Below are 23,308 nucleotides of genomic sequence, written 5' to 3'. Positions count from 1 at the left end.
AGACCATAGCCCCCACCGCACCCACGGTGGGGCCATTTCTGAATCAAAACGAGATGACATGGATTCTTTGCAACACCATTTTCTGATTGCTATGCCCAACCTCAAAGACCCTTTCTTTGGCGGTTCCGTCACCTATGTCTGTGAACATAATGACGAGGGCGCCATGGGATTGGTAATTAATATACCCATCGATATGCCTTTGTATGAATTATTAGCGCAACTAGACATGCCAGCCGAACACGCTGTACCTGAGCTAGAACAGCCCGTATTACAAGGTGGCCCTGTGGCTGCCGACCGAGGTTTTGTGTTGCACAGCCCCATGGCCGGTTTTAGCTCCAGTCAAATGTTGGCCCCGGACTTGATGATCACCACCTCGCCAGATGTGCTCGAAACCTTAGGCACGGAAATGGCGCCGGAGCAATATATAGTCGCACTGGGTTATGCCGGTTGGACGCCCGGCCAGTTAGAACAAGAGCTCAGCGAGAACAGCTGGCTGACCGTGTCTGCCGATACCGCGCTAATATTTGACACGCCTTTGACCCAGCGTTGGCATCAAGCCATAGGACGTTTGGGCATAGACTCTCGCCATTTATCCTCACAAGTAGGTCATGCATGAGCCGTACCCTGTTCGGTTTTGATTACGGCACTAAAAGCATAGGTGTGGCCGTGGGCCAAGAGCTCACCGGCTCCGCCCGCCCCTTATTGGCTCTAAAAGCTAATGATGGCGTGCCCAACTGGGAGCAAATTGAGGCGCTGATTAAAGAATGGCAGCCGGCGTTATTGGTGGTGGGATTACCGCTGAACATGGACGGTACCGAGCAAGACATTAGCCGCCGTGCCCGCAAGTTTGCCAACCGCTTGCACGGCCGTTTTGGCTTAGCCGTAGAGCTGCAAGATGAACGCCTGACTACCACAGATGCCCGCGCGCGCTTGTTTGATGCGGGTGGTTACAAGGCTTTAGGTAAAGATGCGGTAGATGCGGTGTCGGCGCAGTTGATCTTAGAGTCATGGATGGAAGCGCCTTCGGCTCGTGAAGAGTAAAGCGTGAAGCGTAGAAAAATAAAGTAAACCGTGCACAGTACCAAACACTTCAAGACCAAGATTTTTTGCCTGCGGTAAAATGCGAGAGCAAGTGTTCGCATACAAAACATAGCTCTACGGCAGTGGGTTTAGATGTGGCTTTTTCTCCTCACTATTTACCCCTCACGCCTTACATTTTTACCAACAAAAAACCCGCCGAAGCGGGTTTTTTTAGTATCTGTTTACCCAAGGGGTAATTAGATAGCTTCGATTTGAGAAGCTTGAGGACCTTTAGCACCTTCAGTAGCGGTGTAAGATACCTGTTGGCCTTCGGCCAAAGTTTTGAAGCCACTACCAGTGATTTCAGAGAAATGTGCGAACAAATCTTTGCTGCCATCAGCAGGAGTGATGAAACCAAAACCTTTTGCTTCGTTAAACCATTTTACGGTACCAGTAGCCATAATAAATCTTACCTTTATTTTAGTGTGACGAGCGTATGCTCGGAAAATGCAACAAATATCAAATAAGGGAAGCTTGGAGACTGTGGTGCCAATAAGGAACGAACAATGTACAACGGCCGCGCTAACTTGAATCTTTTGCTGGAGTGCACTCTACGGCACTCGGTGGATGAGGTCAAACTTTAATGCAGATTAAATGTGATTACTTTATAACCAGCTCTGAAATCGTGCTGCTCATCTGCAACAGTGGCGATAACAGATGGGATTTAGAAAACAAAAAAGGTGCTCTTAAGCACCTCTCTATTACTCAATAGCTCAATAGCTAACGCTATCGCACGTTTAACGCTTACTTGCCTCTCTTACCTTAAACTCGGCTTAAGCTCAGCTTAGGCTACCGGCAATACGGGCGTGCATTTCTTGAACCGAGATCACAGACGCAGTGGCATCAAAAGCCATGGCCATGCTGGTAGCAATGCCGCCGTTAAGCGTGGTGGTATAGGCCAGCTTTTGATTCAGCGCTCCGCGCCGTAATTGCCGCGAGTCTTCGATGGCCTGACGCCCTTCTACGGTATTCACTATGTAGCTGTACTCATTGTTCTTGATGCGATCCAAAATATGCGGGCGACCTTCGTGCACCTTGTTCACCAAGCGCACCTTTATATTGGCTTCACCCAACACCACGGCCGTACCGTGCGTAGCATCCAGCTCAAAACCGACGGCCAGCAAGGCCTTCGCCAGCGCAACGACCTTCTTTTTATCGCTATCGCGTACCGATAACAGCGCACGGCCACTGGTCGGCACAGCCTTGCCCGCACCTAAATGCGCCTTACCAAATGCTTCGCCGAAGGTTTTGCCCACGCCCATCACTTCGCCGGTGGAGCGCATTTCTGGCCCTAACAGCGGATCCACACCGAGGAACTTGTTGAACGGCAATACCACTTCTTTAACGGAAAAGTAAGGTGGTATCACCTCAACGGTCATCCCCAGTTCAACTAAGGTCTTGCCAGCCATCACCCGGGCCGCCACTTTCGCCAGTGGCACGCCGGTGGCTTTAGACACAAAGGGTACGGTACGCGCCGCCCTTGGGTTCACTTCAATCAGGTAAATGTCGCTGCCTTTTACGGCAAACTGAATGTTCATTAAACCCATCACGCCAAGCTCCAGCGCCAGCTTACGGGTTTGCACGCGCATCTCATCTTGTACGGCCTGGCTTAAGGTATAGGCTGGCAATGAACAGCCTGAGTCACCGGAGTGCACGCCCGCTTGTTCTATATGCTCCATAATGCCGCCGATAAGCACGTCTTGGCCATCACAGATGGCATCCACGTCTACCTCGATGGCATCATCTAAAAAGCGATCCAGCAATACAGGCGCTTCGTTAGACACTGTCACGGCTTCTTTAAAGTAACGGCGTAAGTCTTGCTCGTCGTAGACGATTTCCATGGCCCGGCCACCCAACACATAAGAAGGACGCACCACCAGCGGATAACCGATACGCTCGGCCGCCACCACGGCTTGCTCCAGATTGGTGACTGTGCCGTTTTCTGGCTGCTTGAGTCCCAGTCGCTCCACCGCTTGCTGAAAACGCGCACGGTCTTCGGCACGGTCGATAGCATCTGGGCTGGTGCCGATAATGGGCACACCGGCAGCTTCCAGCGCGCGGGCCAATTTCAATGGCGTTTGGCCACCGTATTGCACTATCACGCCTTTGGGTTGTTCGATACGCACAATTTCCAGCACATCTTCTAATGTGACCGGTTCAAAGTAGAGACGGTCTGAGGTGTCGTAGTCGGTAGAAACGGTTTCAGGATTACAGTTCACCATTATGGTTTCATAACCGTCTTCGCGCAGCGCGAGGGCTGCGTGCACACAGCAGTAGTCAAATTCGATACCTTGGCCGATGCGGTTAGGGCCACCGCCTAGGATCATTATTTTGTCTTTGTTCGACGGCTTGGCTTCGCACTCTTCATCATAGGTGGAGTACAAATAGGCGGTGTCACTCGCAAACTCGGCGGCGCAAGTATCGACGCGCTTATAGACCGGAAAAATCTCGAAACGATGGCGTAATTTGCGCATTTCCTCTTCAGGCAGGCCCAACAACTTACCCAAACGAATGTCGGCAAAGCCTTTGCGCTTTAGGCTACGCAGCAGCTCAGGCGTTAGGTCAGCAACGGCCAACGCGCTCACCCGCCCTTCCAACTGGATAAGCTCTGCAATTTGCACCAAGAACCAAGGGTCGACGTTGGTAAGCCCGAATATTTCGTCCAAGCTCATGCCGGCACGAAAGGCGTCGCCTATGTACCAGATACGCGCAGGACCAGGCTCTTTCAGCTCGTGGCGGATACGCGCTTGGCTCTCAGCATTCAATAAGCCGTCGGCATCAAACACGCCGACGTCGGTCAGATCAATAATAGGGTCTAAGCCGTGTTGGCCGGTTTCTAGGCTGCGTAAGGCTTTTTGTAAGGACTCTTGAAAGTTACGGCCAATCGACATCGCCTCCCCTACCGACTTCATCTGGGTGGTTAAGCGGTCGTTGGCGCCGGCGAATTTTTCAAAGTTAAAGCGCGGCACCTTAGTGACCACATAATCGATAGCTGGCTCAAACGAGGCAGGCGTGCGCCCCCCCGTAATCTCGTTTTGCAGCTCATCCAGCGTATAACCCACCGCCAGTTTGGCGGCGATTTTGGCAATCGGAAAGCCGGTGGCTTTAGAGGCCAAGGCGGATGAACGAGACACCCTAGGGTTCATCTCAATCACCACCATGCGCCCCGTTTTGGGCTCGATACCAAACTGCACGTTAGAGCCGCCAGTTTCGACGCCAATCTCCCGTAAAATCGCCAAGGAGGCGCTGCGCATGATTTGATATTCTTTGTCGGTCAGGGTTTGGGCGGGAGCGACGGTGATGGAGTCACCGGTGTGCACGCCCATGGCGTCAAAGTTTTCGATGGCGCAGACGATAATGCAGTTATCGTTTTTATCCCGCACCACTTCCATTTCATATTCTTTCCAGCCAATCAAAGACTCATCAATCATCAGCTCATTGGTCGGTGATAAGTCTAAACCGCGGGTACAAATCTCTTCAAACTCTTCGCGGTTATAGGCAATACCACCACCTGAGCCGCCCATGGTAAATGAAGGGCGAATAATACAGGGGAAGCCCACTTCGGCTTGAACTTGGTACGCTTCATCTAAGGTGTGGGCAAAACCGGCGCGCGGACATTCCAGACCGATATTTCTCATGGCTTTATCGAAGCGGCTGCGATCTTCAGCTTTATCGATGGCATCGGCACTGGCGCCTATCATCTCGACGTTAAATTCTGCTAACACGCCGTGTTTTTCTAGATCCAGGGCGCAGTTCAGCGCCGTTTGGCCGCCCATGGTCGGCAATACCGCATCGGGGCGTTCTTTTTTAATGATCTCGCGCACCACTTCCCAGTGAATGGGTTCGATATAAGTGGCATCGGCCATATCGGGGTCTGTCATTATGGTGGCGGGATTAGAGTTCACCAAAATAACCCGATAACCCTCTTCGCGCAGTGCCTTACAGGCTTGGGCACCTGAGTAGTCAAATTCACAAGCCTGTCCGATAACGATGGGCCCAGCGCCCAAGATTAGTATGCTGTTTATGTCTGTCCGTTTTGCCATGACTCGCCTACTCCTACACGCGGTACTGTTTAATCAAGTCGATGAAATCGTCGAATAAGCTCGCCGCTTCTCCCGGACCTGGGCTGGCCTCGGGATGCCCCTGAAAGCTGAACGCCGGTTTGTCGGTGCGCTTAAAGCCCTGCACTGTGCCATCAAACAAGGATCTATGGGTCACTTGTACGTTTGTCGGCAAGCTGGCTTCATCCACCGCAAAACCGTGATTTTGGCTGGTGATCAGCACCCGATTTTGTGCGAGGTCTTTCACCGGATGGTTGGCACCGTGATGACCAAACTTCATCTTGATGGTGTTAGCGCCACTGGCTAAGCCCAGTAACTGATGACCTAAACAGATACCAAAGATGGGAATGTTACTGTGGAGCAGGGTGTTAATGGCGCTGATAGCATAATCACAGGGTTCAGGGTCGCCGGGGCCGTTAGACAAGAAGATGCCGTCGGGCTGCAGCGCTAATACCTCAGCCGCGCTAGTTTGGGCAGGCACGACCGTCACACGACAGCCTCTATCGACCAACATGCGCAAAATATTGCGCTTCACGCCATAGTCATAGGCGACCACGTGATAAGGCAAATCGCTAATGTCCGGCTCATAGAAAACCGTGCCTAAGTGCCAGCTGCCCTGCTGCCAGGGATAAGGCGTTTTGGTAGACACCACTTTGGCTAAGTCCATGCCTTTTAGTCCAGGAAATGCCTGAGCTTTAGCCAAGGCTTGCGCAGCATCTAGATCGGTACCTGCCATAATACAGCCGGCTTGGGCGCCTTTTTCCCGCAACATACGGGTGAGCTTACGGGTATCTATGTCGGCAATGGCCACTATATGTTGGGCTTTGAGGTAGTCAGATAAGGATTGCTGGCTGCGAAAGTTTGAGGTGCTAAGTGGCATGTCGCGAACAATCAGACCTTGGGCATGAATGCGGTCAGATTCTTCATCTTCGGTATTGGTGCCGGTATTGCCAATATGAGGATAAGTAAGGGTGACGAGTTGCTGGGAATAAGACGGATCGGTCAAAATTTCTTGATAGCCCGTCATGGCGGTATTGAATACCACTTCGCCCACGGTGCAACCCTGGGCCCCTATGGCGGTTCCCGGAAAGACTGAACCGTCTTCGAGTACGAGTAGTGCTGAGTGAGTCAAGACAACCTCCGAGTTAATTATTATAAATCAACAATTTACCTGGTTGTCCCGAGAAGCTAACCATAAAACAGTCATGTCTTCTCGCAAATACGGGGCAAATTCTCATTACCATATATAGCAGCGCCATTTTCGACAAACTGTTTTATAAGAAATGCGTTCGACTGGGTTTTAGCTCACAAAAAGTGCAATAATTAAGATACAAGAGAGAAAAAAGACTATGGCGGCTGGGTTGAAAACCACCGTTAGGTAAAAATACCCATTTGGATCAGAACGACTCATGGACTAGATACAAAGCCTGATCAACGATAAAAAAACAAATAGAGCAAAAAGTTAAAAACATAAAAAAGACCTAAAGCGTATAACAAATCAACTTTAGGTCTCTTTATTAGGCGTTAGCGTTACTTAAGACCCAATACATCCTGCATGTCGTATAAGCCAGAGTCTTTGTGGGCTACCCAAGCGGCGGCACGTACGGCACCGTTGGCAAAGGTCAGGCGGTTAGAAGCTTTATGGGTGATCTCGACCCGCTCGCCAATATCGGCAAACATCACCGTATGCTCACCCACAATATCGCCGGCACGCACTGTGGCAAAGCCGATGGTGTTAGGGTCGCGCTCACCGGTAATGCCTTCGCGGCCATACACGGCACAAGTTTTTAGATCGCGACCTAGGGTGTTGGCGATCACTTCGCCCATGCTCAACGCCGTGCCGGACGGTGCATCAACCTTATGACGATGATGCGCTTCGATAATTTCGATGTCGGTGTAATCGCCCATCACCTTGGCGGCTTGTTCGAGCAACTTAAACACTAAGTTCACACCCACACTGAAATTTGAGGCCATGACGATGCCGGTATTACTGATGGCGGCTTGAATTTGAGCTTTTTCTGCCTCATCAAAGCCGGTGGTACCTATCACCAGTCGTTTGCCGTGTAATTGCGCAAGGGCAATATTGGCCAAGGTGACGTCTGGGCGCGTGAAGTCGATGATCACATCCACGTTATCAATCACGCCAGCAAGATCAGCGCTGACTAAGACGCCTAAGCGACCGACGTTTGCCAACTCACCCGCATCGGCACCTAATACTGAAGAGCCGGCGTGCTCGATGGCGGCGGTTAACACCACGCCGGCCGTTTGGCTTACTGACTCAATCAACACCTTACCCATACGGCCATTACAACCTGCTACGGCAATGCGAACCGGATTTGTCATGCTGTTCTTCCTTTCTCTCAATATTCGTCACAGATAAGGCTAAAGTTTGCCAGATAAGTGGGTGTTTTAACACGAAATTTACAGGCATAAAAAAACCGGCGAGTGCCGGTTTTTAATCATTGTTAATAACTTACAGAATTTCTAGTAGCTCAACTTCGAATACCAGAGTGGCACACGGAGGAATGGCACCGGCACCCTGCTCGCCGTAAGCCAGGTTATGCGGGATATACAGCTTCCACTTAGAGCCTACCGGCATCAGTTGCAGTGCTTCAACCCACCCCTTGATCACGCCTGTTACTGGGAACTCAGCCGGATCGCCGCGCATCACAGAGCTGTCAAATACAGAACCGTCGATAAAAGTACCGTGGTAGTGCACGCGTACGGTATCGGTGGCCGCAGGAATAGTACCCTCGCCCTTAGTCATGACTTCGTACTGCAGACCAGAGTCAGTTTGAGAAATTTCGGCACGGGCACCGTTGGCGTTCAAAAATTCGGCTTCGGCTTCTTTCGCTTTAGAAGACTCGGCAGCTTGCTTTTCTTGCATGCGCTCGGTGATCACCTGAAAGGCGCTGTTGATGTCTTCGCGAGACACGGCGAATTCTACACCAGCAATGGCATCAGCCAAGCCTTGTTGAACGGCAGACACTTCAAGGCCATCAAATGACTGCTGGGTCAGTTGATCACCAATTTGACGACCCACACCGTAGCTGGCTTTTTGTTCTACTGTCTCATATGACGACATAACACTTCCCATAATAGTTGGCTAAAAAAGGCATGCTAACAAATTACGGCGGCCAGCTAAATGGTCAAGCACCGCACTTGGCCAATAATGCAGCACCGCGTACCCCACCACTGCCGCCAAAATGGCTCGCTAGCACGGGGGCAGCACTGACTTGACGAATTAAATAATGCGGGATGCGTATGGCTAGTCGCTCATATAACCATGGCTGCTCGCTCACTCCGCCGCCCAGCACCACTACATCTGGATCCAGCTGTGTCATTAAGTTTGCGAGTGCCGAGGCTAAGATGTCCACATATAGGTCGACACACTGCTTTGCCAGCGCCTCACCCTGCTGCCAAGCGGCAATAATAGCGGGCCCAATCAGCTGCTGGTTAGCGGCTGACGGGTCATGACTCGCCAGATGCCGATAAAGATTGGCTAAACCGGTACCCGAGACATAGGTTTCTACGCAGCCAACGCGGCCACAACCGCAGCTAAACAGCGGCAAGCTCGGATATCGGGCTAGTAGGCTGGCCTGAATGCTGCCGTGGCCAAATTCGCTACCACTGCCGCGCCGACTATTCACCAAGCGGCCTTGATGGATTAAGGCCCCCCCCACGCCTGTGCCTAAGGTCAAGGCCAGCGCCAACTCGGCGCCATCCGCCGCCCCGCCCAAGGCCTCCGAGAGCAAGAAACAATTGGCATCATTGTCTGCGAATACGGCTCGGTTTAAGTCTTGAGTGAGATCTTGCGTTAAATACTGACCGTGAATAGCGGGCACATTCGCGGCGAGCACTCGTCCGCTAGCATCACGCACACCGGGAAAGCCGATGCCCAATTTTCCTTTAACTTGCCAATGAGCGTCTGCCTCTTGCACCCAAGCATGAATAAGCCGGCGAACGTCCGTATAAGAAGCGGGCGTAGCACTCACGCGCCGCGTGACTTCACAGCCTTGCTCATCAAACACCGCCCACACCATGTTACTGCCACCCATATCAATGCCGTAATACATAGTCCCGCCTCTCAGGTATTTATCTTAATCGTGGGAAATAAATAGGGTTAGTGGCCGCGATCTGTTGCTGATCGGCCCTAACCTGCCGTAATAGCTACCGTTAATCACGACTAAGGCACCTTAGCCATTTAGGCATAAGGTGTCTCTTATCGAGGCCATGTGAGTGACAACCGTTCATAGAGCAAAGCCTTAGCAAACTCTCACTCTGCTAACACCAAGGAAGGAAGCGATGGTAGCTTGCTGGTACTTTGTCCATTATGTTTGACTTATTGCATCTCTATTATCTGGTTCAGTGCTCTTGCGCCGGTGCAACTTGCCCAACGCTTTCTATGGTGTTGTCAGACAATAACCACAGAGTAAACTTATGTAAGTCAGGATGCTGAGCCAAGGCAACTAAAAAAGCCCCACCCACTTCCCGATAACCCAACTCATAGTTCTTTAGGGTAGTGGGAGGGACTTGTAGCAGCTCCGCAAATTTCGGCCGACTTAGGCCTAAAGACTCGCGTATCTGCCGGATCTTTTTTCCGACTAAACTGGTATCTGGATTCATAGCTTTTATACTCCTATCGAATGCATCGATAACAAAAAACCCATCCTTGGTTACCTAAGTTTAACACCACAAAATAGACTCGTTGTGCTCTTGCCTCATTTTAAACAAAATAATCTCAAAAAGACTCAACTAACGCTACATAGCGGCTTAAGACTAGGAGGTTATTGTAAAAGCTGCGACAATATTAGCCCTTTAGACTAGCCTCCATCTTGTGACTACGTTTAAAAAACGCTAGTCTAAATCGGTGTGGGAATACTCAAACAGGACTGAGAGTGCCGTTAAGGTCTCCTTCTTGGACAAACAACAACAAGGGACACCCACACATCACGGCCATAAGCTGTGCTTTTACAGTTTGACGACCGTGATACATTCCTTTCGACTCGACTCGAAAGCTCATAAAATGAGGAAGACAACATGAAAAAGACAGTGGCTCCTACTTTAATTGCATTGGCGATCGCCGCCGCAGGTATGTCTGCAACCGCACAAGCTGATTGGTACTTAGGTGCCGGTGCAGGCTACGCAGATTCTAGCGACATAGAGCGCAATAATACCGGCTTGGACGGTGATGGCGAAGCCATTAGCTTGTTCACCGGTTATAACTTTAATGACTACTTCGGTGCCGAGCTGGGCTTAAACCGTTTTGGTCAAGATGTAGACACTAATGCACTGAACTTATCAGTCATTGGTCGCATGCCATTAAGCGAGCGCGTGAGCCTGTTCGGTGAGCTGGGTGCTTTGGGTTATGACATTAAAGCGGGTGCAGGCGACGATGGTGTTGCACCTATTTATGGCGGTGGTATTACCTATAGAGCGTCTGACTTAGTGGATGTACAAGCTCGCTATCGCCGTGTCGAAGACATGGGCGATATCAACAAAAACGGTTTTGAAACCGACGTGAACAACTACATGTTAGAAGTGGTACTGCACCCTAACCGTGGCGAAAGCACGCCACCACCAGTGGCTCCTGTTGTTCAACAGCCACAAGCTGAAACCACCTACGAAACGCGCAGCGTAACCGCTGATGGTTCTATCTACTTTGCGTTCGATAAGTCTGACTTGTCAGGCGAATCACGCGCCACGTTAGATGAAGTTGCCCGTTTCTCACAAGAGAATCCAAACTACCAAGTTGAGCTGGCCGGCTACGCTGACCGTTTAGGTACTGCTGAATACAACCGTAAGTTGTCTGAGCGCCGTGCACTGGCTGCGAAAGACTACTTGGTACAGCGCGGTGTTGCAGCTCAAAACATCCAGACCGCTTGGTATGGTAGTGAGTTAGCCGAAGGTATCACCGAAGAAGAGCGCCAGCGCGACCGTCGTGTTGATGCCAAAGCACAAGCGACCATCGAAGTTGAAATCGTAGAATAATATTTACTCAGGTAAATATCACAACGGCCCTGCGGGGCCGTTTTTTATTGCATCTTTTATTTTATCTCTTGTTCTATAGCTCGTCTTTGGTTCTGCATTTCGTCTATTAGTGGCATACTCTAACGTTTGTCACTTTAGAGCCCTCAGGATATTTCATGCTTTGCCATTGCCAAAGTTTGCAGCCCTTCGCTGCTTGCTGCGCCCCTTATTTAAACAGAGAGTTAAGCGGACAGCTTGCCCCCACTCCGCTCGCCTTAATGCGCTCTCGCTACAGCGCCTTTGTGCTGGGTAACGGTGATTATCTGTTAGCCACTTGGCATCCAGATACCCAAGGCAGTTTAACCAGTGAGGAGCTCACCGAGCATGGGCTTAACTGCCAATGGCTAGGCCTGAACATTATTTTTACCCGCATCGAGGCTGATGGCATACACGGCGTGGTAGAGTTTAAAGTCCGTTATCGAGAACAAGGCCGCGTGGTACTATTGCACGAACAATCGTATTTTGAGCGTGTGGCCGGCCGCTGGCTGTATCGTGATGGCCTGATTAACCCGCCCAAAATTGGCGCTAATCAGCCCTGCCCTTGCGGCGTGACGCAACACCATATACCTAAAAAATACAAACACTGCTGCGCCAAGCGCTAATGCGCTTTCACCCACTTCTTTAACTAGCTGATAGAACATCATAATGGAACGAAAAATACTGCTGACTCACTGCCCAGATGCCAAAGGGCTGATCTCTAAAATCACCAATATCTGTTATAAGCATCAGCTAAATATCATGCGTAACGATGAGTTTGTGGACTACGAAAATGGCCACTTCTTTATGCGCACCGAGCTGGAAGGCTACTTTAACGATCACACCTTGCTAGCAGATCTGGACGATGCCCTGCCTTTGGGTAGTGAACGCCGTTTGGTGCCTGCAGGTAACAAGCGGGTGGTGATCATGGTGACCAAAGAAGCCCATTGTTTGGGTGATATTTTGATCAAGCAGTTTTCCGGTGCTATGACGCTAGATATTGCCGCCGTAGTGGGTAACTACGAGGCTTTAGCGGACTTAACCGGCAAGTTCGACATCCCGTTTCATTGCGTGTCTCACGAAGGTTTAAATCGTCTTGAGCATGAACAGAAGATGGCTGAGATTATCGATGAATATCAGCCCGATTACGTGATTTTAGCCAAATATATGCGCATCTTAAGCCCCGAGTTCGTGGCCCGCTATGAACAGCGCTTGATCAATATTCATCACTCATTTTTGCCGGCCTTTATTGGCGCCAGCCCCTATCGCCAAGCCTATGAGCGCGGCGTGAAGATGATAGGTGCCACGGCGCACTTTGTGACCAATGAACTAGATGAAGGCCCCATCATTGAGCAAGACGTGATCCACGTGAATCACGTGTTTAGTGCCGAAGACATGGCCAAAGCCGGCCGCGATGTGGAAAGATCGGTATTGAGCCGCGCGCTGGCGCTGGTGCTGGAAGAAAAAGTATTCATGTACGGCAATAAGACGGTAGTGTTTAAATAACACTCGTGATGTGTGAGGGGTGAAGCGTAAGGAGTGAGGTGTATTGCGCCTCACTCATCACTATTTACGTCTTACGCGAGTTATTTTTTACCTGCCGCAAAGGTCGCTAGCTGTTCTGGGCTAGCGGCTGGTTGATACTTAGTCTTCCACTCTTCGTAGGGCATGCCGTACACCTGCTCGCGAGCTTGATCGTAATCCAGCGCCACCCCCTGCTCGGTGGCCGCCGCTAAATACCATTTACTCAAACAATTGCGGCAAAAGCCTGCCAAGTTCATCAGATCGATGTTTTGCACGTCTTTGCGGGCATCCAGATGCGCGACTAAGGCACGAAAGGCCGCAGCTTCTAATTCGGTCTGCGTTTGCTTATCCATGATTATTCTCCAGATAGAGGTTTACGTAAGGGCAATTGATGCCATTATATCGACATCCTATTATCGATGACCAATCTCTCTTGCTTGGGCGATGAGTTGGCCGATAAATAGATAAGCCTATGTTTGCAGTAAATAATTTATGAACCTTGAGTTAGGTAGGTGCAGATGAAAGACGCAACATTCGATCGCAGCCATTTTTTCGCGCACATGGCGCGCATGAAGCTCATCCAACGCTGGCCTTTAATGCGCAGCACAGAACAAGAAAATGTAGCCGAGCACAGTCTACAAGTGGCCATGGTAGCCCACGCCTTGGCAGTGATCAAAAACACCTTTTATAAGGGGCAACTTGACCCCGCTAAAGCCGCCATGCAGGCGCTGTTTCATGATGCCAGTGAGGTGCTGACCGGCGATTTACCCACCCCCGTTAAATACTATAACGAGCAAATGGCTCGCGCCTACAAAGAGATAGAGGCTAACGCCGAGCAAAGCTTAGTGAAGATGCTACCCAATGACCTGCAAGCTGTGTACGCGCCACTACTCAGTGCTCACGCCGATGATGAATATACACATTTAGTAAAGTCTGCCGACTTACTGTGCGCCTATTTAAAGTGTGTCGAAGAGCTGAGCGCCGGTAATCAAGAATTTGCCGCCGCCAAGCAGCGCCTAACCAATATGCTTGATGGGCGCATGAACCAAGAAATTCGTTATTTTCTCGAAGTGTTTGTGCCCAGCTTTTCACTGTCGTTGGATGAAATATCCAGCGCTAAGTTTTAATTGATGAGCGCCAAGCAACCAGTGCCCAGCTAACCCAAAACCGCTGTTATTACGCTTGGTGCTCGGCGCTTGGCGCTTGGCGCTAGCTTTTACGCTCTATCCACAGCGTCACTTCACCCACTTTAAAACCGAACTTAGTCATTTCGGCTCGATTTAGCACGCGTTTATCGTCGAGCAGATACATCCAGTCATTAAAGTTAATGTTCCACACCTTGCCATCTACCGGCACAGCTAAGGTGTAGCGCCAATTCAGCGCAAAACCTTGGGTTTGGCCCTTGGCTGCTACCACCACATCACTGGCGGTACCCGTGTAATGGCCGTCTGCGGTTTTTTCGAGGTGCCATACTCGGCGTTGTTGCTCGCCATCGTCATAGACGAAGTCTTCTTCTAATGTGCCTTTATTGCCCTGCCAAGTGCCGACCATGGCCACCGTAAAGCGGCGCAAGACCTTACCGGATCTGTCTTGCACTATACCGTGGGCGCTCAGCTCGCCATTAAAGTATTCATCGAGCGCAAACTGCGGGCTGGTATTGGCATAGTCGTTAATATCAGTGCTGCACGACATTAAACCTAGGCCCAATGTCAGGGTGGCGAGCACGGATAAAAGTAAGCGTTTAATTTGGCTTGAATGAGAGCTTCGCATATTAATTTCCTTTTAATTGGCGAGTGAGACTCGGGTTAAGGCTATTCTTTGATAGCCAAATCGCGAGAAATGCAGGTCCAAAGGCGGGATCTGTAATCTCCCCCAAGGGCACTTGGTTAAAGTAAAAACGGCTGATACCTGAAGTTTCCACACGAATGGCCAGCTCATTGCCTTTTTTGACATTCGGCCAGAGGGCGCGCAATTGTGCGGACCAGCTGGGCTGCGCTTTAATGTCTAAGCGCTGCCACTCCGTCTCCGTGGCTTCAATTAAGGCATCGCGGCTGATATTTTTTTGGTAAAGCAAGCGCAGCGCTTGGGGATAGCGCCCCGCCTGATAGCGACCATCTGTGCTGTAAAGTTGTGCCTGATACAAGTCGAACAACATCCAGCGCATCTGCCCTTTGCCCACTAGCTGTAATCCAGCATGAGCACTGGCGTGTACCTGAAAAGCCAATAAGCTCGACAGCAGCAAGAGACAAGCTTGTTTTAAAAAAACCGACTTAAACACGCACTTAACTATTTTCTTCGCCATAAGACTTGCTCCTTATTAAGGTATCTAAACGCACTAACGCCACCAGTAATAGTGCCCACACCGGTGCCAAGATAGCGAGCGTCAGCCAAGGTCCGAACGGTAAATCAACCGCACCTAGCCGCCAACCACCTAGGTAAGAGCTGGGTCCTGAGATGGCACCTAACAGTGCTTGTTGCCAAACGGGCCGCGCCGCTAGCCAGCGCAGGCTGTGCCCCAAGGTGAGCACAAAACCAAGCCACAATAGCGCCAACCATATTGGCCACTGTTCAAAGGCGAACACCTCACCCCAAGTCAGCACAGCATCAACGGCTATGCCCACCAAGCCTAGGCTTAATACCTTAAAGTCATCCGCTCGGCTCAGGGTAAAAATAAAATGCACCAAAATTAATAAGCCTAAAACCCAAGCTAGGCTGTTTTGACCCATGACCGCCACAAACCAAAAGCCGTAAAAGCCGACTAGTTGCGTCCATTGCCACTTAGACATCTGCGCGCTCCTGGTTTAGCCGCCGTGAAGTGCGCCAAGCCTATGCTGCCTTCGCGAAATCCGCCCTCGCAGTAGGCAAAATAAAAGGCCCACAGCCGATGAAAGTCACGGCTATAACCTAAGTCTTTGAGTGCCGGCTCTAGCTGCTGAAAACGCGCCGCCCACACATTTAAGGTCTGTGCATAGTGCTGGCCATAATCTTGCAGTGCGGTGAGCGTCATGTCGGTTTGCTCTTTTAAGTGCCGACACATTTCACTGACCGAGGGCAAACAGCCGCCCGGGAAAATATAGCGCTGAATAAAGTCTACGCCGCTGCGATAACTGTCGTAGCGCTGATCCGCTATGGTAATGGCTTGAATAAACAGCTTACCTTCTGGCTTAAGCAGCCGATTGAGCGCCTTAAAGTAGACCGGCAAATACTCATGACCCACGGCTTCAATCATTTCCACCGACACCACTTTGTCGTATTGGCCTTTGAGATCGCGATAATCCTCCAGCAATAGCGTCACCTTATCGCTTAAACCCGCCGCCTCCACACGCACTTTTGCATGTTTAAGCTGCTCCGCCGACAAGGTAGTAGTGGTGACTTGGCAGCCATAATGCTCGGCGGCGAAACAGGCCAAACCGCCCCAACCTGTGCCGATTTCCAGCAAGTGATCGTCAGGCGTTAGCTCCAGTTGCTGGCAAATCAAATGCAGCTTATGGGTTTGAGCCGCATCTAAGGTGCTGTCGGCACTCGGAAACACCGCCGATGAATATTGCATTAGTGGGTCGAGAAACAGCTGATACATCTCATTGCCCAAGTCGTAATGGGCGGCAATATTGGCGCGACTGCCGCTCAGTGAGTTGCGATTAAATTTATGCTTCAGCTTATGCCAAGGTGTCGTTAGCCACGCTAAGCGGCGCTCAAATCTGTCTAAGGTGGCCATGTTGCGGGCAAATAATTGCACCACCGCCGATAAATCGCTGCTGTGCCAGTTACCTTCTACCCAAGCTTCGGCCGCGCCTATGCTGCCGCCCAGCATAAGTTGGCGATAAAAACGTGGCTCATGCACTTGAATGTGCGCTTGTAAGGCGGCATTGCGATCACCAAAGGCAAAGATCTGTTGACCTTCTTTAATGGTCAAACCGGCACCGGTTAAGCTATTGAGTAGCGAAAAAGCCAAGCGGCGAGCCCAACGGTCTAAATGCCGCGGTTGCGAGCGGGTTAGCGTCGTTTCCATAAGAAGTCCCTTTAAGATGGTGAATGGTAAGGAATGCGTTTTAAAAATAATCGCAGCGCTTGCCAGTAAATGCCGCGCACTATGGTTAGCGTCATCAAGGGCCATTGCAGTAAGGCCGCTTTTAGCACAGAGCGCTCAAACACGTGGCGGCGCAAGCTCAAGGTGGCATCAAACAGCAAGTCGGGGTTACGGTTTTCGATGTGTACCAGCACGCGTTTTCCTGATTGAGCTAGGCTGGGCGGGCTAATGCGCCAGTGATATTGCATATTCATGCCCATAAAGGGCGATACGTGAAATTCTTTCTCTGTAGGATCTTGCTTGGCTAAGTCCACCAAATAGCAATGGCGCTGGTTCCACGGGGTGTTATGCACTTCCATTAAGGCGAAGCGCGGCTGTTCACCTTGGTAGCAAAAAAACACATTAATGGGGCTAAAATACAGCCCAAAGCAGCGCACTTGGCCGAGCATCACGACGCTGTCTATGGCATCAGCTTCACCGCCTAAGCGCGTCACTTCTTGCAGCACAGCCGCTTTCAAAGGCAATTGCGGGCAGCCTAAGTAATCACGACGGCGAAAGCTTAAAGGGGCAAAGCGCTCCACCGCAAACAGCCGGCTGCTTGCAGCTAAATCATCAAGCTCGTCCAAGTCCAGCGCCAGCATATATAGGCCATAGCTAAAGTGATGGGCCTTCTGCCCCTCTGTCGCAAAACGCCGATGGCGCACTTGGCCTTGGTAAATGGCGCTATTATTCGTCATATGTGCCTCGTCATATCAGGCCCTTCATAAGCTGATGCCAAATCGGGCGCACACATCGAGCGCGCTGTTCACGCCGTCTTCATGAAAGCCGTTGTACCAGTAGGCGCCACAAAAATGGGTGTGCTGCTGGCCACAAATCTCATTGCGGCGGGCTTGGGCGGCAATGGCGGCGTGGTTGTAAACCGGATGGGCATAACTAAAGCGGCGTAAAATCTTATCGGGTGCGATGGCATAGCCGCGATTAAGTGTCACGCACAGCGTTTGCTCAGAGGTTATGCCCTGCAAGATATTCATGTTGTAAGTGACGGCGGGTAGCGCGTCTTCGCTGCCATCTAGCCAGTAATTCCAACTGGCCCAGGCGCGCGGCTCTGTAGGCAGCAAGCGGATATCTGTGTGTAAGATGACCTCGTTATCACGATACTCCAGCCCGCCTAATACGGCGCGCTCACGCTCAGAAGCATCGGTTAACATACCCAGCGCTTGATCCGAATGGCAGGCCAGCACCACCTCATCAAACTCTTCACTGCCGGCGGCCGTGGTGAGGGTGACGCCTTGTGCATGACGAGTAATGCCTAATACGGGCGTGTTCATGCGGATGTCGTTGAGCGGTGCGGTTAGCGCCGGAATATAGCTGCGCGAGCCGCCTTGCACCACGTACCACTGGGGCCTATCTATCAGATTTAGCAGACCATGATGGTTAAAAAAGCGCAGGAAAAAAGCCAACGGAAAGTCGCGGCTGTCTGCCAAGGACGACGACCAAATGGCCGCTACCATGGGCAAAATATAATGGCTAGTAAAGAACTCAGAAAAGCCATATTGGTCGAGAAAGTCTCCCAAGCTGTCCGTATTATTCAGCGACTGCTCTTTCAACACCTTCTTACACAACAGATTAAAGCGCACTATTTGGGCTAAAAATCCGTAAAATTTTAAGCTATAGAGGTTTGAGCGCTGGGCAAACAGTGAGCCCAGCGTATGGCCATTATATTCCAGCCCCGTTTGCTGTTGCTGGACGCTAAAGCTCATCTCGGTGGGCTTGGCACCCACACCAATGCGTGCCAGCAAGCGCTGAAAGTTAGGGTAGGTGCGGTCGTTAAATACGATAAAGCCAGTATCGACGGCAAGGGTTTTACCGTTTAACTGAATATCAACCGTGGCCGTGTGCCCGCCCAAATAATCGTTGGCTTCAAAAAGGGTGACCTCATGCTGCTGGCTCAACAGCCAAGCCGAGGTTAGTCCGGCAATACCGCTGCCTACTATGGCAATTTTCTTCATTATGCTTTCCTTACCATGCGCTGACTGAGGCGCCGCCACAGACCATGGGGCAACCAAGACAAGACACGTAGCAGACTGATTAAACCAAAGGGAAAACTTATCTCAGACTTGCCCTTGGCCAGCCCATTGCGAATGGCGCGACTGGCAAATTCAGGGCTAACTTGGCCGGGCATAGCAAAGTCATTTTTTTGGGTCAGTGGCGTATCGACAAAGCCTGGGCGTATCAGGCTTACCGCAATATTGTGCGGCGCCAGATCTATGGCTAAGGTGCGCACTAAATAATCCAGTCCCGCCTTAGAGGCGCCGTAGGCTTCGGCGCGGGTCAGGGGTAAAAAGCTCACCGATGAACTGACGACTGCTAAACGACCGCCGTGTTTAATATGCGGTATTAACGCCGACACGCAGTTGGCGGTGCCAATCAAGTTTACGTTTATCACACGCTTAAACAGTGCCGCGTCAAAGTGGCGTACATCTTCGATATATTCACAGTTTCCGGCATTAAGCAGCACCAGATCCAGCGGCGCCAGCGTGCTCACCACAGCGTTAATTTCATCCACCTGCTGCATATCAAAAATACAGGCTTCAAAGGCGATGCCTGCTAATGCTTGCTGTAGCTTGCTGAGATCTCTGGCGCAGGCCACCACCTGCCAGCCATCGGCGGCGTAATCTTTGGCCAGTTGCAGCCCCATCCCAGAATTTGCTCCGGTGATTAATACGCGTTTCATTGGCTTAGTCTCCGCTTAAGGGTTTTAACCAAGGCGCCCATAATCGGAATATGCTCATAGAGCATGGCACCAAGATCGAAGTAATCACGATGAAAGTCTATTTGCTCACTAAAGCGTAATTGGCTTACGCCCGGCACGCAGATCTCAGCCCCGCCATTGAGTTTGGGATGGGCAAAACGCATCTGCCAGCGCACAAACGCCTCGCCCTCTTGCTCCATCACCTGCTCTATTTCAAACTGGCAAGACTGCACATTACTGAACAGGTTTTCAAAGTAGCTTACTAAATCATCGATACCGCTTAGCACATGGCTAGGGTCTTGAAACTGAATATTAGGCGCATAAATTTCGCGCAACACGCTTAAGTTGTCGGCAGACAAACTCTGATATTCTCGGCAAAACACCGCTAATGCAGGGCTCATAAGTCCTCCTGCTCGAGGTGCGATAACCACAATTCGCTTTGTTTATCGGCGAGTGCATCGGTCAGGTAAGGCTGGCTATCTGCAGCGCTAGGGGTCTCTTTTAGTGCATTAAACATGGCAATGGCGTGAATGCGCGCTCGCTTGTGATCCACAATCGGTTTAGGGTAACCGTGCCCCCGTTGATGACAAGTTAACCATTCATGGGGAGTATGAATGTGCTTAGCCGGCACCGCTTTTAGCTCGGGCACCCATTGGCGAATAAAATCGCCCTTGGTATCGAAGCGCTCGCCTTGGGTAGTGGGATTAAACACTCGAAAATAAGGGGCGGCATCTGCGCCCGTACCTGCCGCCCATTGCCAGCCGCCGTTGTTGGCCGCCAGCTCGCCATCGATCAGGCGCGACATAAAATAGTCTTCCCCTTGGCGCCAGCTCAGGTGCAGATCTTTGGTTAAGAAGCTGGCCACTATCATGCGCAGCCGATTGTGCATCCAACCTGTGGTATTCAAACACCGCATTGCCGCATCCACGATGGGATAACCGGTTTGCCCGCAGCACCAAGCCTCAAAGTCGGTACTATCTTGGCTCCATTGCAGGGCTTCGGTCTCGGGTTTAAAGGCGCGGTTCATGGACAGATGTGGAAAAGCCACCAGCAAATGACGATAAAACTCCCGCCAAATGAGCTCGTTTAACCACACGAAGCCTTGCTCACCTCGGCTTAACGGCAAGTGCCCAAGTTGTTGCTCGATGGCGGCTAAACATTGTTGAGGAGAAATAACGCCCAGCGCTAAATAAGGCGATAAGCTGCTGGTGCCAATAATGGCCGGAAAATCACGCCGCTCGCCATAATCATATAAACCCGACTCACAGAATAAGCGTAAGCGCTCGAGGGCCTCTTGCTCGCCCACCGGCCAAGCGGCACTACTGACTCGCTCACCCAGAAGCTCGATGGCACTGGCCTGTACCGTTTTGCCTTGTGCCTTTGGCACCGCATGCAATTGATAACCGTTTTGGCGCAACTGCGCTAACCAGCTTTTAGCAAACGGCGTAAACACCTTATACATGGCGCCACTTTGGGTGGTGAGACTGGCGTGATTAAACACGCAGTCGCCATTAAACACGCGGATTTCAAGCACGTCTTTTAGACGCTGCTGCACCGCTTTATCGCGACGGCGCTCATCAATGGCGATTTCACGGTTGGCGTATAAGGCATCATGGGGATGCTCTGCCAGCCAGTTAGCCAATAACTCGGGCACCTCGGCAAAACTATCGGCACTGAGCACTGTGAATGCTATGCCCAAGTCTGCCAATTGCTCATTTAAGGTCTGCAGATGACGGCTTAAAAAATCCCGCTGTATGGCTGAGCGACCATGCTGCTGCCACTGGGGCAAACAGTCGATGTAAATGGCGCTGACTTGAGCGCCATCGGCGGCGGCGGATAAGGCCGGATTATCCGCGACGCGTAGATCAGATCTAAACCAGACTAAATGACGCATCATGCTCCCTCTTAATGTCGCTGACGCACACCGAAAATGGGCGATTCAACCAGCCTTGTTGTTGATAAAGCGTGCCCAGCTCGCCGACGTAAAAGCAGCGCTCGGGCAGTACGGCATCGGCGTCTAAAAACCAGCTCTGACTCAAGCCCGCGCCCAACACTATCACCAAGGCATCAAATTTCAGGCGCCCCACCGCCAGCGGCAAGGTATGCGGGTCCAGTACCCCTAAATCTAGGCTGCGACACTCCAACCCCTGCAATTCAAACTGGGTTAATAAGGCGTGTTGCGCCAGCACCTGCCCCACGCGCGCCACCGCCAACACAGGCCCACTTTTAATGGTGAGCATTTGCTGCAATAAGCGCATTAATAAGGCACGCGCACTTTGTTCGATCAGTTGCGCATCGGGCCTGTGTAATTGCGCCAAGGCCAGCAGCCAAGGCTCAATCACCTTACGCAGCACCAGCTCTGCCGGATACAGACTCGCCAGCTCTAATACCTCAGCCTCTAAGCGGCCCAAGTTAAGGGCCATTGCCGAGTCCAACAGCTGCGCTTGAGCTTGTTGCCAGTTCGAGCCGCTCACCTCTGGTGTTGGCGTATCGAGCAGGCTTTTCACCTGCCCTATGCTCACGCCCTGCTCCAGCCAATGCAGAATATAGCGAATGGTGCTGATGTCGTCTTCGCTGTACAGCCGGTGGCCTTTTTCGGTGCGTGCCGGTTTCAAAAGACCGTAACGGCGCTGCCACGCACGCAAGGTCACCGGATTGATGCCGGTGAGGCGCGCCACATCCCGAATCGGGTAGGTTGGAATAGCGTTAGCTTCAGATGCCATAGCGCAGTCGCAATGCCTCCGGATGAGGATTTAAATAAACCTGCTGGCGCAGATAGTCATTCGGGAAGGCTTTTAGATAATGACGAAACAAGGTAATGGGCGCAAACAGCGGCAAAATACCTTGATGATATTGGCTAATGGTGTCTGCGAGCTCTTCGCGCTGGCTACTGTTGAGCTCGCGCTTAAAGTAACCCTGCAAATGCTGTAGCACATTGGTGTGATTATTGCGCGTTACCGGCAGGCTTAGGGCCTGCATTAACTGGCTAATGTAGGTGTCGGCTATGGCTTCTACGTTCTTAGATAAGTCAGATAACAGCTTGCCTAATTGCAGATAGCTCTCGCGATGGTGCGCCATCAAAAGGTATTTATAGCGGCTGTGAAAAGCAATCAGACCGGCGGCGGTAATGCCTTCATGGCACAAGCATTGCCAGTCGTGCAGCGCAAACACGCGGGTAACGAAGTTTTCGCGCAAACCCGGATCGCTTAAACGCCCGTCTTCTTCCAGCGGCAGTAACGGCTGAGCACGCATTAGCTCGGCGGCATAAATGCCGATGCCGTCTTTGACGCTACCTTGGCCACTTTCATGGTACACCCGCACTCGCTCCATGCCACAGCTCGGAGATTTGGCACACAATACATAGCCGCTTAAGCCGCCAAACTGTGCCGCCATGGTGCGCCCATAATCGCGCAGTGCCTCGGTCACATCATCCCCCTTTGCGGTTTGGGCAATAATATTGCTGTCGCCGGCATTTGGGTTTGAGCGGGTACTGATCAAGCGAATGCTGGGTCTAGGCGTGCCAAGGCCGATGGCCATTTCTGGGCAAAAAGGCACAAATTCCACATGGTTGGCTAACTGGTCGGTACAAAAGTCCGAACGCTTATGGCCACCGTCAAAGCGCACCTTTTGGCCGATTAAGCAGCCACTGATGCCGACACGAATTATTTTGGGGTCAAACTTGTACATATCTCACCTTGTTGTACAACTATGTATGTAAGATAGCTGTTGTTGTACAAGAAGATCAAGCTTGTATAAGAAAAATAATTTAGCGTGAGGCGTGAGGCGTGAGGCGTGAGGCGTGAGGCGTGAAAGGAAAACAGCAACCCCGTATCTCGACAAGCATAAATCGGCCTTATG

Annotated in this window: 25 protein-coding genes; 6 read left to right on the top strand and 19 right to left on the bottom strand. The window is 51.3% G+C overall.

The window, feature by feature from the left end; translation table 11 throughout:
* Positions 1 to 58 precede the first annotated feature (58 nt).
* Entirely contained in the window at positions 59 to 616 is a 558-nt protein-coding gene (locus ACEN2G_RS01955; protein WP_442019780.1) for a YqgE/AlgH family protein, read from the top strand.
* Positions 613 to 1,041 (top strand): Holliday junction resolvase RuvX, encoded by a 429-nt coding sequence (gene ruvX, locus ACEN2G_RS01950; protein WP_442019779.1) that lies wholly within the window; start codon positions 613 to 615, stop codon positions 1,039 to 1,041. The genes ACEN2G_RS01955 and ruvX overlap by 4 nt, the downstream gene beginning before the upstream one ends.
* 236 nt (positions 1,042 to 1,277) lie before the next feature.
* Here the strand turns inward: ruvX and ACEN2G_RS01945 are convergent, their stop codons facing one another.
* The 7 genes from ACEN2G_RS01945 to ACEN2G_RS01915 all read right to left on the bottom strand — a co-directional run bounded on the left by ACEN2G_RS01945 (position 1,278) and on the right by ACEN2G_RS01915 (position 9,767).
* Positions 1,278 to 1,481 (bottom strand): cold-shock protein, encoded by a 204-nt coding sequence (locus ACEN2G_RS01945; RefSeq protein ID WP_087038242.1) that lies wholly within the window; start codon positions 1,479 to 1,481, stop codon positions 1,278 to 1,280.
* Between the two features lie 378 nt (positions 1,482 to 1,859).
* The gene (gene carB, locus ACEN2G_RS01940; RefSeq protein WP_442019778.1) at positions 1,860 to 5,123 is read right to left on the bottom strand and encodes a carbamoyl-phosphate synthase large subunit; all 3,264 of its coding nucleotides are present in this window, start codon (positions 5,121 to 5,123) and stop codon (positions 1,860 to 1,862) included.
* Positions 5,124 to 5,136: 13 nt separating this feature from the next.
* Complete coding sequence (carA, locus tag ACEN2G_RS01935; RefSeq protein ID WP_442019777.1) at positions 5,137 to 6,273, bottom strand: glutamine-hydrolyzing carbamoyl-phosphate synthase small subunit; 1,137 nt, start codon at positions 6,271 to 6,273, stop codon at positions 5,137 to 5,139.
* A gap of 398 nt (positions 6,274 to 6,671) precedes the next feature.
* Entirely contained in the window at positions 6,672 to 7,484 is an 813-nt protein-coding gene (gene dapB, locus ACEN2G_RS01930; RefSeq protein ID WP_442019776.1) for a 4-hydroxy-tetrahydrodipicolinate reductase, read from the bottom strand.
* Between the two features lie 130 nt (positions 7,485 to 7,614).
* Positions 7,615 to 8,226, bottom strand: a complete 612-nt coding sequence (locus tag ACEN2G_RS01925; RefSeq protein ID WP_442019775.1) for an FKBP-type peptidyl-prolyl cis-trans isomerase — start codon at positions 8,224 to 8,226, stop codon at positions 7,615 to 7,617.
* A 64-nt stretch (positions 8,227 to 8,290) separates the two neighbouring features.
* On the bottom strand, positions 8,291 to 9,217 hold the full coding sequence (locus ACEN2G_RS01920; protein WP_442019774.1) for an ROK family protein: 927 nt from the start codon (positions 9,215 to 9,217) through the stop codon (positions 8,291 to 8,293).
* A 289-nt stretch (positions 9,218 to 9,506) separates the two neighbouring features.
* Positions 9,507 to 9,767 carry a helix-turn-helix domain-containing protein gene (locus ACEN2G_RS01915; protein ID WP_442019773.1) on the bottom strand — a complete coding sequence of 87 codons (261 nt, stop codon included), beginning with the start codon at positions 9,765 to 9,767 and terminating at the stop codon, positions 9,507 to 9,509.
* Between the two features lie 414 nt (positions 9,768 to 10,181).
* On the opposite strand from ACEN2G_RS01915, the gene ACEN2G_RS01910 reads away from it, so the two are divergent.
* From ACEN2G_RS01910 to purU, 3 genes are all read left to right on the top strand, one after another.
* Entirely contained in the window at positions 10,182 to 11,132 is a 951-nt protein-coding gene (locus ACEN2G_RS01910) for an OmpA family protein (RefSeq protein ID WP_442019772.1), read from the top strand.
* A 155-nt stretch (positions 11,133 to 11,287) separates the two neighbouring features.
* On the top strand, positions 11,288 to 11,773 hold the full coding sequence (locus ACEN2G_RS01905; protein ID WP_442019771.1) for a YchJ family protein: 486 nt from the start codon (positions 11,288 to 11,290) through the stop codon (positions 11,771 to 11,773).
* A gap of 43 nt (positions 11,774 to 11,816) precedes the next feature.
* Entirely contained in the window at positions 11,817 to 12,653 is an 837-nt protein-coding gene (gene purU / locus ACEN2G_RS01900) for a formyltetrahydrofolate deformylase (RefSeq protein WP_442019770.1), read from the top strand.
* An 80-nt stretch (positions 12,654 to 12,733) separates the two neighbouring features.
* Here purU and ACEN2G_RS01895 read toward each other — a convergent pair whose 3' ends face one another.
* Entirely contained in the window at positions 12,734 to 13,024 is a 291-nt protein-coding gene (locus ACEN2G_RS01895) for a DUF1244 domain-containing protein (protein ID WP_442019769.1), read from the bottom strand.
* Positions 13,025 to 13,189: 165 nt separating this feature from the next.
* Here ACEN2G_RS01895 and yfbR point away from each other — a divergent pair, with 165 nt between their 5' ends.
* A complete protein-coding gene (yfbR, locus tag ACEN2G_RS01890; RefSeq protein WP_442019768.1) occupies positions 13,190 to 13,798 on the top strand; it encodes a 5'-deoxynucleotidase in 609 nt (202 codons plus the stop codon).
* Between the two features lie 82 nt (positions 13,799 to 13,880).
* Here yfbR and ACEN2G_RS01885 read toward each other — a convergent pair whose 3' ends face one another.
* The 11 genes from ACEN2G_RS01885 to ACEN2G_RS01835 are packed head-to-tail and all read right to left on the bottom strand — an operon-like array spanning position 13,881 to position 23,137.
* Positions 13,881 to 14,441: a DUF3833 domain-containing protein gene (locus ACEN2G_RS01885; RefSeq protein WP_442019767.1), complete on the bottom strand. Its 561-nt coding sequence runs from the start codon at positions 14,439 to 14,441 to the stop codon at positions 13,881 to 13,883.
* 1 nt (position 14,442) lies between these two features.
* Positions 14,443 to 14,973 carry a chalcone isomerase family protein gene (locus tag ACEN2G_RS01880; RefSeq protein WP_442019766.1) on the bottom strand — a complete coding sequence of 177 codons (531 nt, stop codon included), beginning with the start codon at positions 14,971 to 14,973 and terminating at the stop codon, positions 14,443 to 14,445.
* Positions 14,954 to 15,457 carry a DUF2878 domain-containing protein gene (locus tag ACEN2G_RS01875; RefSeq protein ID WP_442019765.1) on the bottom strand — a complete coding sequence of 168 codons (504 nt, stop codon included), beginning with the start codon at positions 15,455 to 15,457 and terminating at the stop codon, positions 14,954 to 14,956. Before ACEN2G_RS01875 ends, ACEN2G_RS01880 begins: the two co-directional genes overlap by 20 nt.
* Entirely contained in the window at positions 15,430 to 16,680 is a 1,251-nt protein-coding gene (locus ACEN2G_RS01870) for a class I SAM-dependent methyltransferase (RefSeq protein ID WP_442019764.1), read from the bottom strand. Before ACEN2G_RS01870 ends, ACEN2G_RS01875 begins: the two co-directional genes overlap by 28 nt.
* Before the next feature lie 11 nt (positions 16,681 to 16,691).
* Positions 16,692 to 17,435, bottom strand: a complete 744-nt coding sequence (locus ACEN2G_RS01865) for a DUF1365 domain-containing protein (RefSeq protein WP_442019763.1) — start codon at positions 17,433 to 17,435, stop codon at positions 16,692 to 16,694.
* 24 nt (positions 17,436 to 17,459) lie between these two features.
* Positions 17,460 to 18,710 carry an NAD(P)/FAD-dependent oxidoreductase gene (locus ACEN2G_RS01860; RefSeq protein ID WP_442019895.1) on the bottom strand — a complete coding sequence of 417 codons (1,251 nt, stop codon included), beginning with the start codon at positions 18,708 to 18,710 and terminating at the stop codon, positions 17,460 to 17,462.
* Positions 18,707 to 19,432: an SDR family NAD(P)-dependent oxidoreductase gene (locus tag ACEN2G_RS01855; RefSeq protein WP_442019762.1), complete on the bottom strand. Its 726-nt coding sequence runs from the start codon at positions 19,430 to 19,432 to the stop codon at positions 18,707 to 18,709. Before ACEN2G_RS01855 ends, ACEN2G_RS01860 begins: the two co-directional genes overlap by 4 nt.
* Positions 19,429 to 19,851 carry a nuclear transport factor 2 family protein gene (locus ACEN2G_RS01850; RefSeq protein WP_442019761.1) on the bottom strand — a complete coding sequence of 141 codons (423 nt, stop codon included), beginning with the start codon at positions 19,849 to 19,851 and terminating at the stop codon, positions 19,429 to 19,431. The genes ACEN2G_RS01855 and ACEN2G_RS01850 overlap by 4 nt, the downstream gene beginning before the upstream one ends.
* A complete protein-coding gene (gene phrB / locus ACEN2G_RS01845) occupies positions 19,848 to 21,344 on the bottom strand; it encodes a deoxyribodipyrimidine photo-lyase (protein ID WP_442019894.1) in 1,497 nt (498 codons plus the stop codon). The genes ACEN2G_RS01850 and phrB overlap by 4 nt, the downstream gene beginning before the upstream one ends.
* Entirely contained in the window at positions 21,322 to 22,173 is an 852-nt protein-coding gene (locus ACEN2G_RS01840) for a MerR family transcriptional regulator (RefSeq protein WP_442019760.1), read from the bottom strand. Before ACEN2G_RS01840 ends, phrB begins: the two co-directional genes overlap by 23 nt.
* Positions 22,163 to 23,137 (bottom strand): YbgA family protein, encoded by a 975-nt coding sequence (locus ACEN2G_RS01835; RefSeq protein WP_442019759.1) that lies wholly within the window; start codon positions 23,135 to 23,137, stop codon positions 22,163 to 22,165. The genes ACEN2G_RS01840 and ACEN2G_RS01835 overlap by 11 nt, the downstream gene beginning before the upstream one ends.
* Positions 23,138 to 23,308: the final 171 nt, after the last annotated feature.

The organism is Oceanisphaera sp. W20_SRM_FM3, from assembly GCF_052119705.1.
In the GTDB taxonomy this organism is placed as follows: domain Bacteria; phylum Pseudomonadota; class Gammaproteobacteria; order Enterobacterales; family Aeromonadaceae; genus Oceanimonas.
The sequence above is the reverse complement of the archived record's forward strand: the minus strand, read 5'-3'. Positions and strand labels throughout refer to the sequence as shown.

What these genes read in the sequence shown, in the direction of transcription:
- ACEN2G_RS01955 (WP_442019780.1), top strand. Translation starts at nt 59, where the DNA reads ATGGATTCTTTGCAACACCATTTTCTGATTGCTATGCCCAACCTCAAA.
- ruvX (WP_442019779.1), top strand. Translation starts at nt 613, where the DNA reads ATGAGCCGTACCCTGTTCGGTTTTGATTACGGCACTAAAAGCATAGGT.
- ACEN2G_RS01945 (WP_087038242.1), bottom strand. Translation starts at nt 1,481, where the DNA reads ATGGCTACTGGTACCGTAAAATGGTTTAACGAAGCAAAAGGTTTTGGT.
- carB (WP_442019778.1), bottom strand. Translation starts at nt 5,123, where the DNA reads ATGGCAAAACGGACAGACATAAACAGCATACTAATCTTGGGCGCTGGG.
- dapB (WP_442019776.1), bottom strand. Translation starts at nt 7,484, where the DNA reads ATGACAAATCCGGTTCGCATTGCCGTAGCAGGTTGTAATGGCCGTATG.
- ACEN2G_RS01925 (WP_442019775.1), bottom strand. Translation starts at nt 8,226, where the DNA reads ATGTCGTCATATGAGACAGTAGAACAAAAAGCCAGCTACGGTGTGGGT.
- ACEN2G_RS01920 (WP_442019774.1), bottom strand. Translation starts at nt 9,217, where the DNA reads ATGTATTACGGCATTGATATGGGTGGCAGTAACATGGTGTGGGCGGTG.
- ACEN2G_RS01915 (WP_442019773.1), bottom strand. Translation starts at nt 9,767, where the DNA reads ATGAATCCAGATACCAGTTTAGTCGGAAAAAAGATCCGGCAGATACGC.
- ACEN2G_RS01910 (WP_442019772.1), top strand. Translation starts at nt 10,182, where the DNA reads ATGAAAAAGACAGTGGCTCCTACTTTAATTGCATTGGCGATCGCCGCC.
- ACEN2G_RS01905 (WP_442019771.1), top strand. Translation starts at nt 11,288, where the DNA reads ATGCTTTGCCATTGCCAAAGTTTGCAGCCCTTCGCTGCTTGCTGCGCC.
- purU (WP_442019770.1), top strand. Translation starts at nt 11,817, where the DNA reads ATGGAACGAAAAATACTGCTGACTCACTGCCCAGATGCCAAAGGGCTG.
- ACEN2G_RS01895 (WP_442019769.1), bottom strand. Translation starts at nt 13,024, where the DNA reads ATGGATAAGCAAACGCAGACCGAATTAGAAGCTGCGGCCTTTCGTGCC.
- yfbR (WP_442019768.1), top strand. Translation starts at nt 13,190, where the DNA reads ATGAAAGACGCAACATTCGATCGCAGCCATTTTTTCGCGCACATGGCG.
- ACEN2G_RS01885 (WP_442019767.1), bottom strand. Translation starts at nt 14,441, where the DNA reads ATGCGAAGCTCTCATTCAAGCCAAATTAAACGCTTACTTTTATCCGTG.
- ACEN2G_RS01880 (WP_442019766.1), bottom strand. Translation starts at nt 14,973, where the DNA reads ATGGCGAAGAAAATAGTTAAGTGCGTGTTTAAGTCGGTTTTTTTAAAA.
- ACEN2G_RS01875 (WP_442019765.1), bottom strand. Translation starts at nt 15,457, where the DNA reads ATGTCTAAGTGGCAATGGACGCAACTAGTCGGCTTTTACGGCTTTTGG.
- ACEN2G_RS01870 (WP_442019764.1), bottom strand. Translation starts at nt 16,680, where the DNA reads ATGGAAACGACGCTAACCCGCTCGCAACCGCGGCATTTAGACCGTTGG.
- ACEN2G_RS01865 (WP_442019763.1), bottom strand. Translation starts at nt 17,435, where the DNA reads ATGACGAATAATAGCGCCATTTACCAAGGCCAAGTGCGCCATCGGCGT.
- ACEN2G_RS01855 (WP_442019762.1), bottom strand. Translation starts at nt 19,432, where the DNA reads ATGAAACGCGTATTAATCACCGGAGCAAATTCTGGGATGGGGCTGCAA.
- ACEN2G_RS01850 (WP_442019761.1), bottom strand. Translation starts at nt 19,851, where the DNA reads ATGAGCCCTGCATTAGCGGTGTTTTGCCGAGAATATCAGAGTTTGTCT.
- phrB (WP_442019894.1), bottom strand. Translation starts at nt 21,344, where the DNA reads ATGCGTCATTTAGTCTGGTTTAGATCTGATCTACGCGTCGCGGATAAT.
- ACEN2G_RS01840 (WP_442019760.1), bottom strand. Translation starts at nt 22,173, where the DNA reads ATGGCATCTGAAGCTAACGCTATTCCAACCTACCCGATTCGGGATGTG.
- ACEN2G_RS01835 (WP_442019759.1), bottom strand. Translation starts at nt 23,137, where the DNA reads ATGTACAAGTTTGACCCCAAAATAATTCGTGTCGGCATCAGTGGCTGC.